At 40.3% G+C, this 15,271-nt stretch carries 15 protein-coding genes and 1 pseudogene; 9 read left to right on the top strand and 7 right to left on the bottom strand.

Features of this window, described 5'->3' with window-relative positions; all coding sequences use genetic code 11:
• Positions 1–40: 40 nt before the first annotated feature.
• Both B1201_RS05445 and B1201_RS05440 read right to left on the bottom strand, forming a co-directional pair.
• Positions 41–775 (bottom strand): energy transducer TonB, encoded by a 735-nt coding sequence (locus B1201_RS05445; RefSeq protein ID WP_078192637.1) that lies wholly within the window; start codon positions 773–775, stop codon positions 41–43.
• 104 nt (positions 776–879) lie between these two features.
• Positions 880–2,133 carry an MFS transporter gene (locus B1201_RS05440; RefSeq protein ID WP_078192864.1) on the bottom strand — a complete coding sequence of 418 codons (1,254 nt, stop codon included), beginning with the start codon at positions 2,131–2,133 and terminating at the stop codon, positions 880–882.
• 223 nt (positions 2,134–2,356) lie between these two features.
• Between B1201_RS05440 and rpmI the strand changes: the two genes are divergently transcribed.
• Positions 2,357–2,551: a 50S ribosomal protein L35 gene (rpmI, locus tag B1201_RS05435; RefSeq protein WP_065994397.1), complete on the top strand. Its 195-nt coding sequence runs from the start codon at positions 2,357–2,359 to the stop codon at positions 2,549–2,551.
• An 11-nt stretch (positions 2,552–2,562) separates the two neighbouring features.
• Complete coding sequence (gene rplT / locus B1201_RS05430; protein WP_004647525.1) at positions 2,563–2,922, top strand: 50S ribosomal protein L20; 360 nt, start codon at positions 2,563–2,565, stop codon at positions 2,920–2,922.
• 67 nt (positions 2,923–2,989) lie between these two features.
• Here the strand turns inward: rplT and B1201_RS05425 are convergent, their stop codons facing one another.
• Complete coding sequence (locus B1201_RS05425) at positions 2,990–3,955, bottom strand: hypothetical protein (RefSeq protein ID WP_143221662.1); 966 nt, start codon at positions 3,953–3,955, stop codon at positions 2,990–2,992.
• Between the two features lie 257 nt (positions 3,956–4,212).
• On the opposite strand from B1201_RS05425, the pseudogene B1201_RS05420 reads away from it, so the two are divergent.
• The 3 genes and pseudogenes from B1201_RS05420 (at position 4,213) to B1201_RS05410 (ending at position 5,537) form a co-directional block, all read left to right on the top strand.
• Positions 4,213–4,593 (top strand): annotated as a pseudogene (locus B1201_RS05420) (hypothetical protein).
• 70 nt (positions 4,594–4,663) lie between these two features.
• The gene (locus B1201_RS05415) at positions 4,664–5,215 is read left to right on the top strand and encodes an AAA family ATPase (protein WP_078192863.1); all 552 of its coding nucleotides are present in this window, start codon (positions 4,664–4,666) and stop codon (positions 5,213–5,215) included.
• A 109-nt stretch (positions 5,216–5,324) separates the two neighbouring features.
• The gene (locus B1201_RS05410; protein WP_078192635.1) at positions 5,325–5,537 is read left to right on the top strand and encodes a hypothetical protein; all 213 of its coding nucleotides are present in this window, start codon (positions 5,325–5,327) and stop codon (positions 5,535–5,537) included.
• A gap of 84 nt (positions 5,538–5,621) precedes the next feature.
• Here the strand turns inward: B1201_RS05410 and B1201_RS05405 are convergent, their stop codons facing one another.
• Entirely contained in the window at positions 5,622–6,650 is a 1,029-nt protein-coding gene (locus B1201_RS05405; protein ID WP_078192634.1) for a hypothetical protein, read from the bottom strand.
• A 159-nt stretch (positions 6,651–6,809) separates the two neighbouring features.
• On the opposite strand from B1201_RS05405, the gene pheS reads away from it, so the two are divergent.
• The 3 genes from pheS to B1201_RS05390 all read left to right on the top strand — a co-directional run bounded on the left by pheS (position 6,810) and on the right by B1201_RS05390 (position 10,595).
• Positions 6,810–7,790: a phenylalanine--tRNA ligase subunit alpha gene (gene pheS / locus B1201_RS05400; protein ID WP_078192633.1), complete on the top strand. Its 981-nt coding sequence runs from the start codon at positions 6,810–6,812 to the stop codon at positions 7,788–7,790.
• 130 nt (positions 7,791–7,920) lie between these two features.
• Positions 7,921–10,302, top strand: coding sequence for a phenylalanine--tRNA ligase subunit beta (gene pheT / locus B1201_RS05395; protein ID WP_078192632.1), 2,382 nt, complete (start codon positions 7,921–7,923; stop codon positions 10,300–10,302).
• A complete protein-coding gene (locus tag B1201_RS05390) occupies positions 10,299–10,595 on the top strand; it encodes an integration host factor subunit alpha (protein WP_004783565.1) in 297 nt (98 codons plus the stop codon). Before pheT ends, B1201_RS05390 begins: the two co-directional genes overlap by 4 nt.
• A gap of 281 nt (positions 10,596–10,876) precedes the next feature.
• On the opposite strand, the gene B1201_RS05385 is transcribed toward B1201_RS05390, so the two are convergent.
• From B1201_RS05385 to trxA, 3 genes are all read right to left on the bottom strand, one after another.
• Entirely contained in the window at positions 10,877–11,122 is a 246-nt protein-coding gene (locus B1201_RS05385; protein ID WP_078192631.1) for a hypothetical protein, read from the bottom strand.
• A gap of 412 nt (positions 11,123–11,534) precedes the next feature.
• Complete coding sequence (gene rho / locus B1201_RS05380; protein ID WP_067731074.1) at positions 11,535–12,803, bottom strand: transcription termination factor Rho; 1,269 nt, start codon at positions 12,801–12,803, stop codon at positions 11,535–11,537.
• Between the two features lie 323 nt (positions 12,804–13,126).
• Complete coding sequence (trxA, locus tag B1201_RS05370; RefSeq protein ID WP_078192629.1) at positions 13,127–13,453, bottom strand: thioredoxin; 327 nt, start codon at positions 13,451–13,453, stop codon at positions 13,127–13,129.
• A gap of 266 nt (positions 13,454–13,719) precedes the next feature.
• Here trxA and ppx point away from each other — a divergent pair, with 266 nt between their 5' ends.
• A complete protein-coding gene (gene ppx, locus B1201_RS05365) occupies positions 13,720–15,240 on the top strand; it encodes an exopolyphosphatase (protein ID WP_078192628.1) in 1,521 nt (506 codons plus the stop codon).
• Positions 15,241–15,271: the final 31 nt, after the last annotated feature.

Here is a 15,271-nt window from a genome sequence, read left to right as displayed (position 1 = left end):
TGAAAGATTCAATCCCTGTTTGAAATGTTGCATCTATTATTTATTTACAGCCATTCACTTTAAATTGAATTTCATCTTTAAAGTTCGACTTTTTGTAGATCCAAAGGGTGCTCGCAGTACGTTTAACCGAGATCTGACTATTTCTTAGTGCTTCAACGACTTTCTGATCGAGTACATAAATGCCAGAGCCTTGCTTGATCTTGACCTTTTTTACTTGTCCGTGTTTATCCACTTTAAAGTTAAATTTGACTTTACGATCGTGCTGTTTCAACTCATGACTAGTGAGATCTAATTTTGGTTGAGATACATATTGGAATGGCGTTTTCTTATCTGCACTCTGTGCATTCCAAACTTTTGAATCAAAGTTGAAATCACATTCAGGCGTATTGCCTTTAACTCTCAAATTAAACGCTTGATAGCCAATAATGGCTTTGGATTCACCATTTTCTAAATGTGGTTTGACTTTAGCTTTTTTGACAGCAGCAATTAAGATTCGGTCGAGTTGATCGACCCCTGTACTTTCTTCAACACTTGCATCGGTAATGGTGCCTTTTGCATTTGCTGTAACACGAATAATGGCCGCGCGGTCACGTTGCTTAAGGTCTTCATTGGCATATACCGGTTTTGGAAAAACCGACCAGTTTAAACGCGTGGTTAAATGCGCAGGAGCAACTTCAATATTCTGTGCCGGAAGTTGATGGGTTTTGGTTGAAGCACTAAACGCTGTAGAAAATGGAGCGCAGGCCAAAAGGGTTAAGCACAGATATTGTTTCATAAGTCTATTCTAAGATCACAATGTGAGTGATGAATGCGTCGATATTGCTGCGCAGTATTTCCTGTATTGGAAATACTGGCAAGGTTTAAATGGAAAATATGCCATTATTTTTTTGACTGATGGGTAATGTCGATCCCAAACAAATCACGAGTTTTTGCCCAACTGATCGCAACTACAGCCATGGTCATACAGCCACCAAAAAGTGTCGCCATAATCGTGCCCATGTATTTTGCTGCAAGTCCCGATTCAAAAGCTCCAAGTTCATTACTGCTAGAAACAAACATGCCATTCACCGCAGCAACACGACCCCGCATATTTTCAGGTGGATAAAGTTGCAAAATGGTCTGACGAACCACCACAGACACGCTGTCACATGCCCCAGTCATTGCCAGTGCAAAGAGTGATAACCAAAGATTGCTTGAAAATGCGAATAAAATGGTAAATACACCAAAACCCGCTACAGCCAATAACATATTACGCCATGCATGATGAGTTGGAGGGAATTTGGTCAATGCAATCATAGTGATCAGGGCGCCAATAGACGGTGCTGCCCGTAAGTAGCCTAAACCTTCAGGCCCCACTTTTAAAATATCTTCGGCAAAAATCGGTAAGAGGGCAATCACGCCACCAAAAAGCACAGAAACTAAATCGAGTGAAATCGCCCAAAGGACAATTTTGGTTTTCCAGATAAATCGAAAACCTTCACTTAAACTATCTTTTAAATTGTCAGATTCAATTTTAGGAAAACTGCGTTTATTGAGTAGGTTAATGAGAACGAAGCAGACCGTTAGTAGCGCCGCAACACTGAGTAAGCTGGTTTCACGGCCTAAAAATGCCAACATAAAACCGCCAAGCATTGGCCCAATAATCACCCCACTTTGCCAACCAATCGTTGTCCATGTTGCACCATTGGCATAGAGCTCCCGCGGGATTAAAAAAGGTTTAAGCGACGTTGCCGAGGGATTATAGAAACCACGGATCGTTCCAAGCCCAAAAATGACCGCATAAATACCCCAAGACAGTTGGGTGACATCAATTTGGCCGAGACCATATTGGTGAAATAACCCCCAAAGAATCAGTGGCATCGGTACAGAAAAAAACAGACAAATTTTCATAATGGTCTGTTTATTGAAACGATCTGCAAAGTATCCTCCCCACAAAGAGAGAGCAATAAAAGGAATTGCTTCGGCTAAACCAATTAAGCCCAGTGTTAGCGGGTCTTTAGTGATTTGATACAGTGAGTAAGCAACAATAATTTCTTGAATCAAAATGGCTAAGGTCAGACAAAATTGATTAAGCGTAACAATCGAGAAATCCCGATAACGTAGGGCTGCAAAAGCATCCTGTGCAGGTTTCATAATGGACAGTAATAGTTGGCGTGCCGACATTATATAAGCCTTATTGGGCATCGCTTATAAAATCATCGGAAAATCTATATCAGAAAATTAATTAAGATCGATATTCGGTAGAAAGATTCGCTTTTGTTTTGAGCAGAGATGCTTTAGAATACTCGCTCCCTTACCTGCAGGGCGTCTTTGCAATGGTGCAGACGTGCCGAACAGGTGTTCAAAAGAGGTTCTTATGCCTAAGATGAAAACTCGCCGTGGTGCAGCTAAACGCTTCAAGCCAACTGCAAACGGTTTTAAACGTCACCAAGCGTTCAAACGACACATTTTGACCAAAAAATCTGCTAAGCGTATCCGTCAATTACGCGGCTGTGTAATGGTTCACGTAAGTGACGTTGCTTCAGTTCGCCGTATGTGCCCATACATCTAAGGAGATTATAAATGGCTCGTGTTAAACGTGGTGTACAGGCTCATCGCCGTCATAAAAAAATTCTTGCTCGTGCTAAAGGTTACTACGGCGCTCGTTCACGCGTATATCGCGTAGCGTTCCAAGCAGTAATCAAAGCAGGTCAATATGCTTACCGTGACCGTCGTCAAAAGAAACGTCAATTCCGTGCTCTATGGATTGCGCGTATCAATGCAGGTGCTCGTCAAAATGGTTTGTCGTACAGCCGTATGATCGCTGGCTTGAAAAAAGCTCAAGTGATTATCGACCGTCGCGTACTTGCTGACATCGCTATGCATGACGCAGTTGCGTTTGCTGCTTTAGCTTCTAAAGCTAAAGATGCATTAGCTGCATAAGTCTTTATGACTTAAAAAGGGGCCGCTTTTAGCGGTCTTTTTTTATGGACGAATTTGATTAGACATCTTATTTTTTCGACCATATGGCTAAAAACACAATGATGCCAATTGTGATTGCGGCAAATTTTATAAACTCAAATTGTTTAAAAAGTAAATAAAAGCCATAAAGTAAAGCGAATAGCATGGCAAAAATTAAAACTAAAGAAAAAAATACAACCCATGGTTTTTCAGGCTCTTTATCTGTTGAAGTGTTGGTGGCGGAAAGAGCTTGATCAGATGTTGACTTGAAATAATTAACTTTGGGGTATTTTTTCTGTAGTTGTTTGAGTAAAGCTTTCTCTTCATCATTGACTAAATTTTCGCGGTTGAAATGATTGGCTGTATAGCACGTGACATCTACATGGTGTTCTGACAGTTTGTACTCATAATCCAATAGTTGTGCATATTCTTCGGTTGTAAATAAATGGATCGGTGAGCTTTCGTTTTTTACATGTTTTAAATTTTGGATAGCAGCTTCGATTGAATTGAGCATTTCAAGCAGACTTAATCCAACTTGAGGTGAAGCTTGAGGATTCTCCAAAAGAGGGAGTGAGTCATCCAGAAGGCCATAATAATACAAATTATGGATTAGTTTAAATTGAGGCTGAATGTGGGTAGAAAACGGATGTTCAAATAAATCCAGTTGAATGCTATTTACTAAACTGCTCCAACTCGATTTTTTATCAAAGCAAAAGCATTCATTGCGCTGTTGTTGATTGAGCTCAATTAATGTAAACAGCCCGAATGCGTCATGAAATTGTGTGGAACTTGCACCCCAAAACTCCCGAGGATCACCAATAGGGCTGATATCTAAAATTTTCGTTTCAGATTGGATTTGAACCAGTGCAAAGGCTTGATTTAAATTGTTGTGGAAAACAGCAAGAGGGTAGTTGGTTTTTACAAAGTCAAAATGAGGATGTTGATTAAGTTTTGCATGCTCAAAAAGAAGATCAAATGGATAAAGTGAGCATTTTCTAATCCGCTTTTCAGCCATATACATGATCAAATGATCAACTGAGTCATGTAGTAATGCATTGGTTTTAAAATCGCGAATCAAGAAAATGTCGCAAGCTTGGCCGCACCATGGGTGCAAAATCTCGTCATAGTAAATTTTCTGGTTAAAAAAGCGTTGAGCATTATATTGCAAACCAAGAATAAATTGCTCGTAATGATCTATCATAATGAAGCATTTTTTTATTTTTCAATTGTAAGCTATCTTAGCTTTAATTTGACTTAAAAGGTAACTGCTTGATGCGCAAACAGTATCACTTCCGCCAAGTAGGCGACGATACGTATATTTGGGATGTGCATCACTTAGTAAAACTCAGTCAAAATTTTAAGATTCAGCAAATCCCTGTAAATGACATTTAGGAGTTAAATGAAGCATATTAATTTCCAAAATCTGCACCGACCACACAGCAAATTATTGAACATCTGGAATTGGTAAATGCTGCGGACTTAAGTTATCCCATTATTTTATGTGCCAGTGGTCGAGTGATGGATGGTATGCATCGAGTCGCAAAAGCATGCATTGCTAATCAGTCAGATATATTAGCCGTTCAATTTGAACAAACCCCAAAGCCTGACTTTATCAATATCGATGCAGATCTTTTGGATTATCGTGAAGAATAAAAGTTAACCTACAGATCCAATGCTGCTATCTTGAAGTAGATACACCAGACTCAAGTAGATCATCATGACAATGAAAAGAATAAACGTAGTCGGTACATCGGCCACTGGAAAATCAACCTTTTCCAGAGCTTTGGCGGAAAAATTAGGGCTGCATTATATTGAGCTAGATAACCTATTTTGGTTGGATGACTGGCAGGAGTGTCCTGATGAAATCTTTTTTGCACGTATCGGAGCTGAAATTGCTAAAGCGAAAAATGGTTATGTTATTGATGGCAATTATACTCGGGCGATTCCTGTTAAATGGTCTGAAATAGATACGGTGATATGGTTAGACCTTCCGTTTCCAGTCAATTTATACCGCTCTGTAAAGCGCGCATTTTCTCGGGCTAAGTCCAAACAAGATCTTTGGCCAGATTCAAATAATCAGGAAAGTTTGTGGCGGATGTTTGGTCGAGATTCCATTGTCTGGTGGATGATTAAGACCCATAAAACGAATCGTGAAAAATATCTACAGATGATGAATGCACCTGAATATCAACATATTCAATGGATTCGTTTAAAGTCTGCAAATGCAGTTGATGCATTTTTAGAACAATTGGACTCTTATGTTTTTGATGTTTAAGTTTTGATGTTTATCAATAAAAAGTGCAGTTAAGTTACAGAAATAATCTTTATACCGCGCTTTGCGACATGCCTAATGTATGGATAGAAAAGAACAAAAGGAAAATAAAATGTTGGCTGAAATAGTTGGTATGGGTCAAGGTAGCATTACTGTAGAGCTCGAAATGATTCCCCGCAAAGGTGAGGCAGTCAAAATCATGTATGGTGCAGACGCAGAGCTTGAGGGGGAAGTAGTCTCGGTCAGTCATTATATTAATCAACATGCCGATCGGCATCGCGTTCGATTAGAAATTCGTCCATTTAATTATTTAACGACCTCATAATTTTGAAATCTTTCATACAGAAGTATGTTTATAAAAAAGCCCTTCTATGAGAAGGGCTTTTTAGTGTTGATCACATTTATACAGTTAAAGTCCGAAGTAATAAGCCAATAAGCAAATCACTACCGTAATAATAATTAAAGTAATCACTCCACCTGCACCGGGTTTATTGGTTGGATTTGGCGTGTGTGCATGCTGAGGATTTGATTTTCTTTGCTCAGTTTTAAATCCATCCAGAGGAGAGCTTTCGACTACAGGAGTTAAACGTGCAGTTTTATAATGATTGGCGACTTTAACAATAAATTTTGCCGTTAAATCTTCAGTTTTTTGAGCAAAATGGCGCAAATTTAACTGTTCTTCAGGTGTATAGATGCTTCCATCTGCGTGATAGGGATGTTGAATTTTAGACTGAATATGGCGGTTTAATGCATCTAAGCGATGCAAGCTATCATGTGCGAAATCCGCTTGTGCATCCGTTGGCAAGAGTGCAAGTTTTGCGGATTCATTCGATTCGCTGCTTAGATCAAGCTGCGTACCATAATAAGGTGTGCCTAACACCTCCGGCTCAATAAAACCTTCCGCAGGTTTTTGTAAAAATAATTCTGCTTCAGTGAAGTTATGAATATCATCCCATTTTGGTAACTGCATATCTGCTTCGATGCGTTTAATGAGTTTATGGTTCAGCTCATAGCGCCAAAAGGTTTCTCGACGAATTTGCGGTTGTTGGGATGCCGGTGCTTCATAGTCATTTTCTGCGTTATACCACTCGGCAAGTTCTTTACCAAAAATCCATGCCTGCTTTTTATTTTTTTCGTGGCTTACAATAAAATGGGCAAAGGGAAGAAGTTCAACGTTAGCATTCGGATTTTGTTCATCATTTAGCAAGCTAGAGCTATGTAAACTTAAGCGTTGTACCCCTTGTTTTTTTAAGCCTTCTAGCCAAATTTGGAAATGTTGAGCCAATAAATGCTGTGATAGCAAATCACGAAAATGGAAACTGTGCTGATCAAAAATGTGGTGATTCAACCAACGTTGAAAACTCAAACCTTGGTTGAGAAATTCATTGCCATAAGTGACGAGTGTGAGCTGTTGTTTCCAGATTGGATCGAGTGCCATAAAGATTGGATCCCATTGATATTGTGTTTATCTTATACTTTTTTTAAAACTTGATGCTAATGCAATTTTAACTTGTGAATGCGCTTCATCATAACGGCTAAAAACTGTTAGAATAAGGGGTTTATATTATTTTTTTAAATTGTTGCTTTGAGAGTTACTATGTCACTGGAAGCCCTGACCACTGAAGCGCTCGCTGCGATTGCAGCAGCAGAGGACCTTGCTACACTCGACCAAGTGCGAGTGCAATTTACAGGGAAGAAAAGCCAGCTCGCGGAACAATCGAAGTCGCTCGGTAAAATGGACCCAGAAGAACGTAAAGTTTTTGGTGCTCAAATTCATGCCGTTCGTGAATCGATTACTGGCGCACTGACTGCTCGTCAAGCTGAATTACAAAAAGCTGCATTAGAACAAAAGCTTGCTAGCGAAACGATTGATATTACTTTACCCGGCCGTGGTCAAACGGTCGGTAGTATTCACCCTGTGACTCAAGTTCAAGAACGTATTTGCCAATTCTTTACCAAAGCTGGTTTTACCGTTGCAACTGGTCCTGAAGTTGAAGATGATTATCACAACTTTGAAGCATTGAACATTCCGGGTCATCACCCTGCACGTGCGATGCACGACACTTTCTATTTTGATGCGAATCATTTACTTCGTACTCATACCTCAGGCGTGCAAATTCGTACGATGGAAAATCAGCAGCCTCCAATCCGTATTGTGTGTCCTGGTCGTGTTTATCGCTGTGACTCGGACCAAACGCATTCGCCAATGTTCCATCAAATCGAAGGTTTGTATGTGGCTGAAAACACCAGCTTTGCAGAACTTAAAGGTTTGTTGGTGAACTTGTTAAATGAATTCTTTGAAAAAGATTTGAAAGTACGTTTCCGTCCATCTTATTTCCCATTTACAGAGCCAAGTGCGGAAGTGGATATCATGGATGAACGTGGTAAATGGTTGGAAGTTTTGGGCTGCGGTATGGTGCATCCAAACGTTTTACAAGCCGCTGGCATTGACCCAGAAAAATACAAAGGCTTCGCCTTCGGTTTAGGTGTAGAGCGTTTTGCCATGTTGCGTTATGGCATTAATGACCTGCGTATGTTCTACCAAAATGATGTGCGTTTCTTACGCCAATTTGCTTAAACAGTTTTATACCTCTCCCTAACCTCTCCTAAAAGGAGAGGGGGTGTCCATCATGACTTAGGGTTCGTCCTCTTTCTTTAAAGGGGCGCTAGAGGGGATTAGAAATTTAGAATTAATAGGTTTTTATACAATGAAAATTAGCGAAAATTGGTTGCGTACATGGGTTAACCCAGCCATTGATAGCGATACACTTTCTGACCAACTGACCATGTTAGGTTTAGAAGTTGATGATTTATCTCCTGCTGCAAAACCATTTACTGGTGTAGTAGTCGGTGAAGTTTTAACAGTGGTTCAACATCCCGATGCTGACCGTTTACGTGTCACTACTGTAAACATTGGTTCAGGCGAGCCGTTACAAATCGTTTGTGGTGCTCCAAACGTACGTGTAGGCATGAAAGCTCCCGTAGCAACCATTGGTGCAGTACTTCCGGGCGATTTCAAAATTAAAAAAGGCAAGCTTCGTGGTGTTGAATCACAAGGCATGCTGTGCGGTGCGTCTGAAATTGATCTTGAAGATAAAATCGACGGTCTATTAGAGCTTCCTGCCGATGCACCTGTTGGTGTAAATGTGCGTGAATATTTAGATCTTGATGACAATGTGATTGATATCAGCATCACGCCAAACCGTGGTGACTGCTTCAGTATTCGTGGTATTGCACGTGAAATTGGTGTGATTAACCAACTCCCTGTGACTGCACCATTGATTACAGAAGTTACTGCAACAATTACTGATGAGAAGAAAGTTGTTGTTGAAACTGATGGTTGCCCACGCTATTTAGGTCGAGTGATCAAAAACGTTAATACCAAAGCACCAACTCCTGAGTGGATGGAGCGTGCATTAGCTCGTGCAGGCATTCGTCAGCACAGTATTTTGGTCGATATTACCAACTACGTTTTAATGGAATTGGGTCAACCTTTACATGCATTCGATGGCGGTAAAGTTGAAGGTTCTGTTCGTGTACGCCAAGCAACAGCAGCAGAAAAATTAACGTTGTTGAATGAACAAGAAGTTGAATTATCTGAAAACGTGATGGTGATTGCGGATGATCAAAAAGCTTTGGCGATTGCAGGAATCATGGGTGGCCTAAGTTCAGCGGTTTCTGATGATACCACTGAAATTTTCCTTGAGTCGGCGTTCTTTGATCAACTCTATATCGCAGGTCGTGCACGTAGTTTTGGTTTGCATACTGATGCATCTCAGCGTTATGAACGCGGTGTAGACTTTGAATTGCCGATGACGGCAATGCACCGTGCTTCTCAACTTATCGCTGATTTAGCTGGTGGTGAGTTTGGTCCAATTACTGTTGCTGAAAAAGTAGAGCTATTACCAAAACGTGAAGCCATTGAACTAAATCAAGCACAAGTTGATCAACTACTCGGTTATAAAGTTGAATCTGCATTTATTACGGATGCCTTAACGCGTTTAGGTTGCAATGTCACTGTGAAAGCAGAAGGTGAGTGGACAGTTGTACCGCCATCACACCGTTTTGACATGGCGATTTATCAAGACCTCATCGAAGAAGTGGCACGTATTCACGGTTACGACAATATTCAAATTAGCTTGCCGGTGATTGATGTCAAACTGGCGAAATACCAAGACCAATTTGAATTGGTTCAGTTACGTCAAACTGCAGTGGCTTTGGGTTATCAAGAAGCAATTAGCTTTAGCTTTGCAGATGCGAAACTAGAGAAACAATTGAATCCACAGGTTCAACCACTAGCGCTTGCAAACCCGATTTCAAGCGATCTTGCAGTGATGCGTTCAACCTTATTATCAAGTTTGATCCCATGTGTGCAATACAACGTGAACCGTCAGCAAAACCGTGTGCGTTTCTATGAGCTTGGTCTACGTTTTGATTATCAAGGTGCGAACAGCATTCATGATCTCAAACAGATACCAACCTTTGCACTGGTTGCAACAGGTTCACGTACGACTGAATCTTGGCATAGTAAAGCACAGCCTATGGATTTCTTTGACTTTAAAGGCGATGTAGAGGAGATTTTAAATTCTGCACGTTTAAATGTTGAATATGTACGTTCAGAGCGTACGTGGTTACATCCAGGTCAATCTGCTGAAATCTTAGTCAATGGTCAATCAATTGGTTACTTTGGTCGTTTACACCCATCTTTAGAAGATGAGTTGGATTTGGCGACTACTTGGGTCGCTGAATTAGATCAATCGGCTGTTTTGCAAACTTATGTATCTAATTTTACAGAATTATCACGTTTTCCGTCGGTTCGACGTGATATTGCGCTTTTAATTAGTGATAAGATTAATGTTAGTGAAATTCAGCAACTTATCGAAAAAACCGGCGGTGAGCTTTTAGACGCAGTTTGGTTATTCGATGTGTACACTGGTCAAGGTGTCGAAGAAGGCAAGCGCTCATTGGCATTTGCAATTCAATGGCAACATCCAACACGTACATTAGAAGATGCTGAAATCAAAACCGGTATGGATAACATACTTCAGGTGTTGGAAAACACTTACCAGGCGACATTGAGGGCTTCATGACAGCATTAACAAAAGCAGAAATGGCTGATCATTTAAGTGAGCTCACGAGTTTAAACCGTCGTGAAGCAAAACAAATGGTCGAGTTATTCTTCGATGAGATTAGCCAAGCGCTAATCTCTGGGGAACAAGTTAAACTCTCAGGTTTCGGTAACTTCGAGTTGCGTGATAAACGTCAACGCCCAGGCCGTAACCCGAAAACGGGTGAAGAAATTCCGATTTCTGCCCGTCGTGTAGTGACCTTCCGTGCGGGACAAAAATTCCGTCAACGTGTTGGAAATGAGCAGATCAATTGATCTGCTTTTTTTTCCTTTGATTTAGGAGGCGCAGTGCTCATCATCTATCGCACAATTCATGTTGAAGAATATTCGTTTTAAAGTGAGACGATATATTTGAGTTGAGTTGTCGTAAAGATTGATTGTGGCTTTCTTTGAGCTAAATCTTCAGTTTTTATTTTTCAATAAGCATGGGTTTAGTATTTTGAATTTTAGCTATTTTTATTAACAAAGGTTTAAAGTTTGAGGCAATAAAAAAGAGAGCCAAAGGGCTCTCTTTTTGTGCTGAATAATCGGTTAGATTATTGAGCTTCAGAAGCAGCAGCAGTAGCTTCAGAAGCAGCAGCAGTAGCTTCAGAAGCAGCAGCAGTAGCTTCAGATGCAGCAGCAGAAGCTTCAACAGCAGCAGCGTCAGACGCAGCAACTACTTCAGAAGCAGCAGCTTCAGATGCAGCAGCAGGAGCAGCTTCTTCAGTTTTTTTAGCACAACCAACGAAAGCTAAAGTAGTAGCAACTGCAGCAGCAATAGCGATTTTTTTGAATAACATGGCATCACTCTCTAAAATATGAGATTAAAAAATAACCTGCGTTAGTCTGTTGTGTGCTTTTATTATGCCTAATTTGAATAGGTATTAAAAATGCATAGAGCAGTCTAACTGGTCTGCGTGTATGCTATCACTGAGTATTTTGAAATGCTACTAGTGACTTTGAAAAAACCGTTAAAAATAGGTGAAAAACGGCCATTTTTTAACAGAAAATAACAATTAAGAGAAAGTTTTATATTGGCGAAATAGCAAATAAACTACTAAAAAGAATAGGGTTTTTTAAAATATATTTTTTATAATCAGAAGCTTGAAAATAAGTTTACATGGAAATCCATCAAATGTTTCTTTGTGTAACCAAAGTCAACCAAATAAAAAGGCCATCGTTATAGATGGCCTTTTCAGTCAAACATTCAACTTAGTTGGATGCTTTACGTTTCATTTGATCGAAGAAATCATCATTGGTTTTGGTTTCTTTCATACGATCAAGCAAGAATTCCATCGCTGCAAGTTCGTCTTGTGTATGAAGCAATTTACGTAAAATCCAAACTTTACGTAGGTTATCTTCAGACATCAAACGCTCTTCACGACGTGTACCTGATTTTTTGATGTTCATCGCAGGGAACACGCGTTTTTCAGCAATACGACGGTCTAGGGTAATTTCTTGGTTACCTGTACCTTTGAATTCTTCGTAGATCACTTCATCCATCTTACTGCCAGTTTCAATCAACGCAGTTGAGATAATTGTCAGTGAACCACCTTCTTCGATATTACGTGCTGCACCGAAGAAACGTTTTGGACGTTCTAAAGCATGGGCATCCACACCACCAGTAAGAACTTTACCAGATGACGGAATCACGGTGTTGTAAGCACGGGCTAAACGAGTAATTGAGTCAAGCAAAATCACTACATCTTTTTTGTGTTCTACAAGACGTTTCGCTTTTTCAATCACCATCTCTGCAACTTGTACGTGACGAGCTGGTGATTCATCGAATGTTGAAGCAACCACTTCACCACGAACAGTACGTTCCATTTCTGTTACTTCTTCAGGACGTTCGTCAATCAGAAGGACAATCAAGAAACATTCAGGATTGTTACGAACAATCGACTGAGCGATGTTTTGTAACAACATGGTTTTACCCGCTTTTGGCGGTGCAACGATAATTGAACGTTGACCTTTACCAATCGGAGCAACCAAGTCAACCACACGCGCAGTTAAGTCTTCTGTTGTACCATTACCTAATTCCATTACCAATTGTTCGGTTGGAAATAAAGGTGTTAAGTTTTCGAAAAGAATCTTATTACGTGAGTTTTCGGGTGTGTCGTAGTTAATTTGATTAACTTTTAATAATGCAAAGTAACGTTCGCCTTCTTTAGGTGGACGAATCGTACCTGTAATAGTGTCACCAGTACGAAGGTTGAAGCGACGGATTTGTGATGGGCTCACATAGATATCGTCAGGGCCGGCTAGGTAAGAACCCGCTGCAGAGCGTAAGAAACCAAAGCCGTCCGACAGAATTTCTAGAACGCCATCACCAAAAATCTCTTCGCCGTTCATTGCGTGGCGCTTTAAGATGGCAAAAATAATATCTTGCTTACGGTTACGAGCCATTCCTTCGAGGCCCATAAACTCGGCAATCTTGATGAGTTCGCCAATCGGTTTTTTCTTGAGTTCGGTTAAGTTCATAGGTGGTCAGATAGAATCTAAAATTCTGAGGTACAGGTTGGAAAAGGGAGCAACAAATGTGCCGCGATCATGCAAGAAACGATAGCAATTGGTTTGCACAAAACAATTCAGAGATCTGATTCGTTATATGAAGAGAGATGTGAAAAACAATTCTGTTGCCGAGCGGCATTTTATGTGTTGTGTTGTAAGAAAATGACAGGATTTGAGATCCTTAATTTCTTGAGTAAACAATATAAGAGAGAACACAGCATTTGTCAATTTATCAACCAAAAAAATACGCTGTGTAAAACAGCGTATTTTCGAGTGTTTTTATCGAAAAAATATTAGATGTTTTCTTCGATGAAAGCTGTCAATTTAGATTTTGGTGCTGCACCGACTTGGGTTGCTACAACTTCGCCGTTTTTAAACATTAATAATGCAGGAATGTTACGGATGTTGTAGTTTACAGCTGTTTGTTCGCAAGAAGTTACGTCTACTTTAACGATTTTAACTTTGCCTTCAAACTCAGTTGAAAGTACTTCAAGTACAGGTGCAATGGCTTTACAAGGAGCACACCAACCTGCCCAGAAATCTACAAGTACAGGAGTATCAGACTCTAGTACATCGGCTTGGAAGTTTTCATCAGTTGTATTTACGATATTGCCAGACATGGATTTTGCTCCGGAATTAATTTTTAAGTTGACTCTATGTTTATAAGTATTACATAGCCAACTATAACAATGTAGGGGGTTATGTAAATTTTCGACCTGAATGGTGAGTTTGTCTAATGGATGATCACGATGCCGATGATCGTGTATGACTATCATTGCTTCAGATAAAAAATCGATAAGTTCCGCCCGAACTACTCATAAATGGCTTTTAAATTACATGTATGTGAATTAATCTAAGCACAATTCTGAACAGGTTTTTTTGAATAATGTCTGATTTTTTGATTGATGAAGAATTACTTGCTGCTATCGATATGGGATCGAACAGCTTCCACTTGGCTATCGCACGCGTAGACCATGGTGAAGTGAAAAAAGTTGCATCAATGTCAGAAAAAGTACAGCTTGCCGCAGGTCTAGACGAAAATAAAAATTTGACTGAAGCCGCACAGCAACGAGGATTAGCCTGCCTAGCACGTTTTGTGGGGCGTTTAAATCCTGTACAAGCCAACCGTTTACGTATTGTGGCGACTAATGCCTTGCGTCAAGCAAAAAATGGTCATGAATTTATTCAAAAAGCCGCTGAAATTTTACCAAAACCAATTGAAATCATTGCTGGTCGTGAAGAAGCCCGTCTCATTTATTTAGGGGTTTCACATACTATGGCAAATAGTGGTCGCCGCCTTGTGATTGATATCGGTGGGGGGTCAACAGAGTTGATTATTGGTGAAGAGTTTGAACCGATTCATACAGAATCTGTGCAAATGGGCTGTGTCGCTTTTACCAAAGCGTTTTTTGCTGATGGTGAAATTAACCTGAAAAGTTTTGATAAAGCGGTAAATGCTGCTCGCAAGGAAATCGCAGGCATTGCCAACACTTATAAAGCTGCGGGCTGGGATACTGTTGTCGGTTCAAGTGGCACGATCAAAGCATGTCGTCAGATTTGTGTCAATATGGGCTGGAGCAACGATCAGGAAGAACTGACACGTGACGGTTTATTTAAACTCAAAGATAAATTGCTTAAATATAAGCATGTCAATGAAATGGAATTTGATGGTCTAAAAGAAGACCGTCGAGCAGTTTTGCCAGCCGGCATTGCCATTTTGTATGCCGTCTTTGATGTGTTGAATATCGATAAATTGGTTTATTCTGATGGCGCGTTACGTGAAGGCGTGATGTACGACCTATTGGGACGTTTCCAACATGAAGATGTTCGTGACCGTTCTGTACATGCGTTGATGGGTCGCTACAACGCAGATATGAAACAAGCTGAACGTGTGGTAAATACCGCTCAACAACTGTTTAATGGTGTGGCGACCGCACTGAATTTGACCAGTGATGACAGTGATTTACTGCGTCGTGCAGCGTATTTGCATGAAATTGGCTTAGCGATCAGTCATAGTGGTTACCATCGTCATGGTGCTTATTTACTGCAACATTCGGATATTCCGGGTTTCTCACAAATTGATCAAAACCATTTGTCGCATTTAGTGGCGCATCATCGTCGTAAGTTACGTAGTGACGCGCGCATTGATGTGATGAAAGTCGGTGGTAACAAACTTGTTTACTTATGTCTATTGCTTCGTTTAGCAGTTTTATTAAATCATAGTCGCAGCGATGAGATGCTTCCTGCCATTGAATTAAGCGTGGACAATGCGCAACAATGGCAACTTAGTGTTTCTGGTGATGCCAAACAGTGGCCTTTGTTGGTTGCAGACTTGCATGATGAGCAGGTGCAATTTAAGCATTGGGATATTGAACTGAATATCCAGTCGGAACAATTTATCAATTAACAGACCAGTTAAGTTAGGGATAATGATCGAC

Origin of the sequence: Acinetobacter sp. ANC 5600 (assembly GCF_002018395.1) — a bacterium.
In the GTDB taxonomy this organism is placed as follows: Bacteria; Pseudomonadota; Gammaproteobacteria; order Pseudomonadales; family Moraxellaceae; genus Acinetobacter; species Acinetobacter amyesii.
The sequence above is the reverse complement of the archived record's forward strand: the minus strand, read 5'-3'. Positions and strand labels throughout refer to the sequence as shown.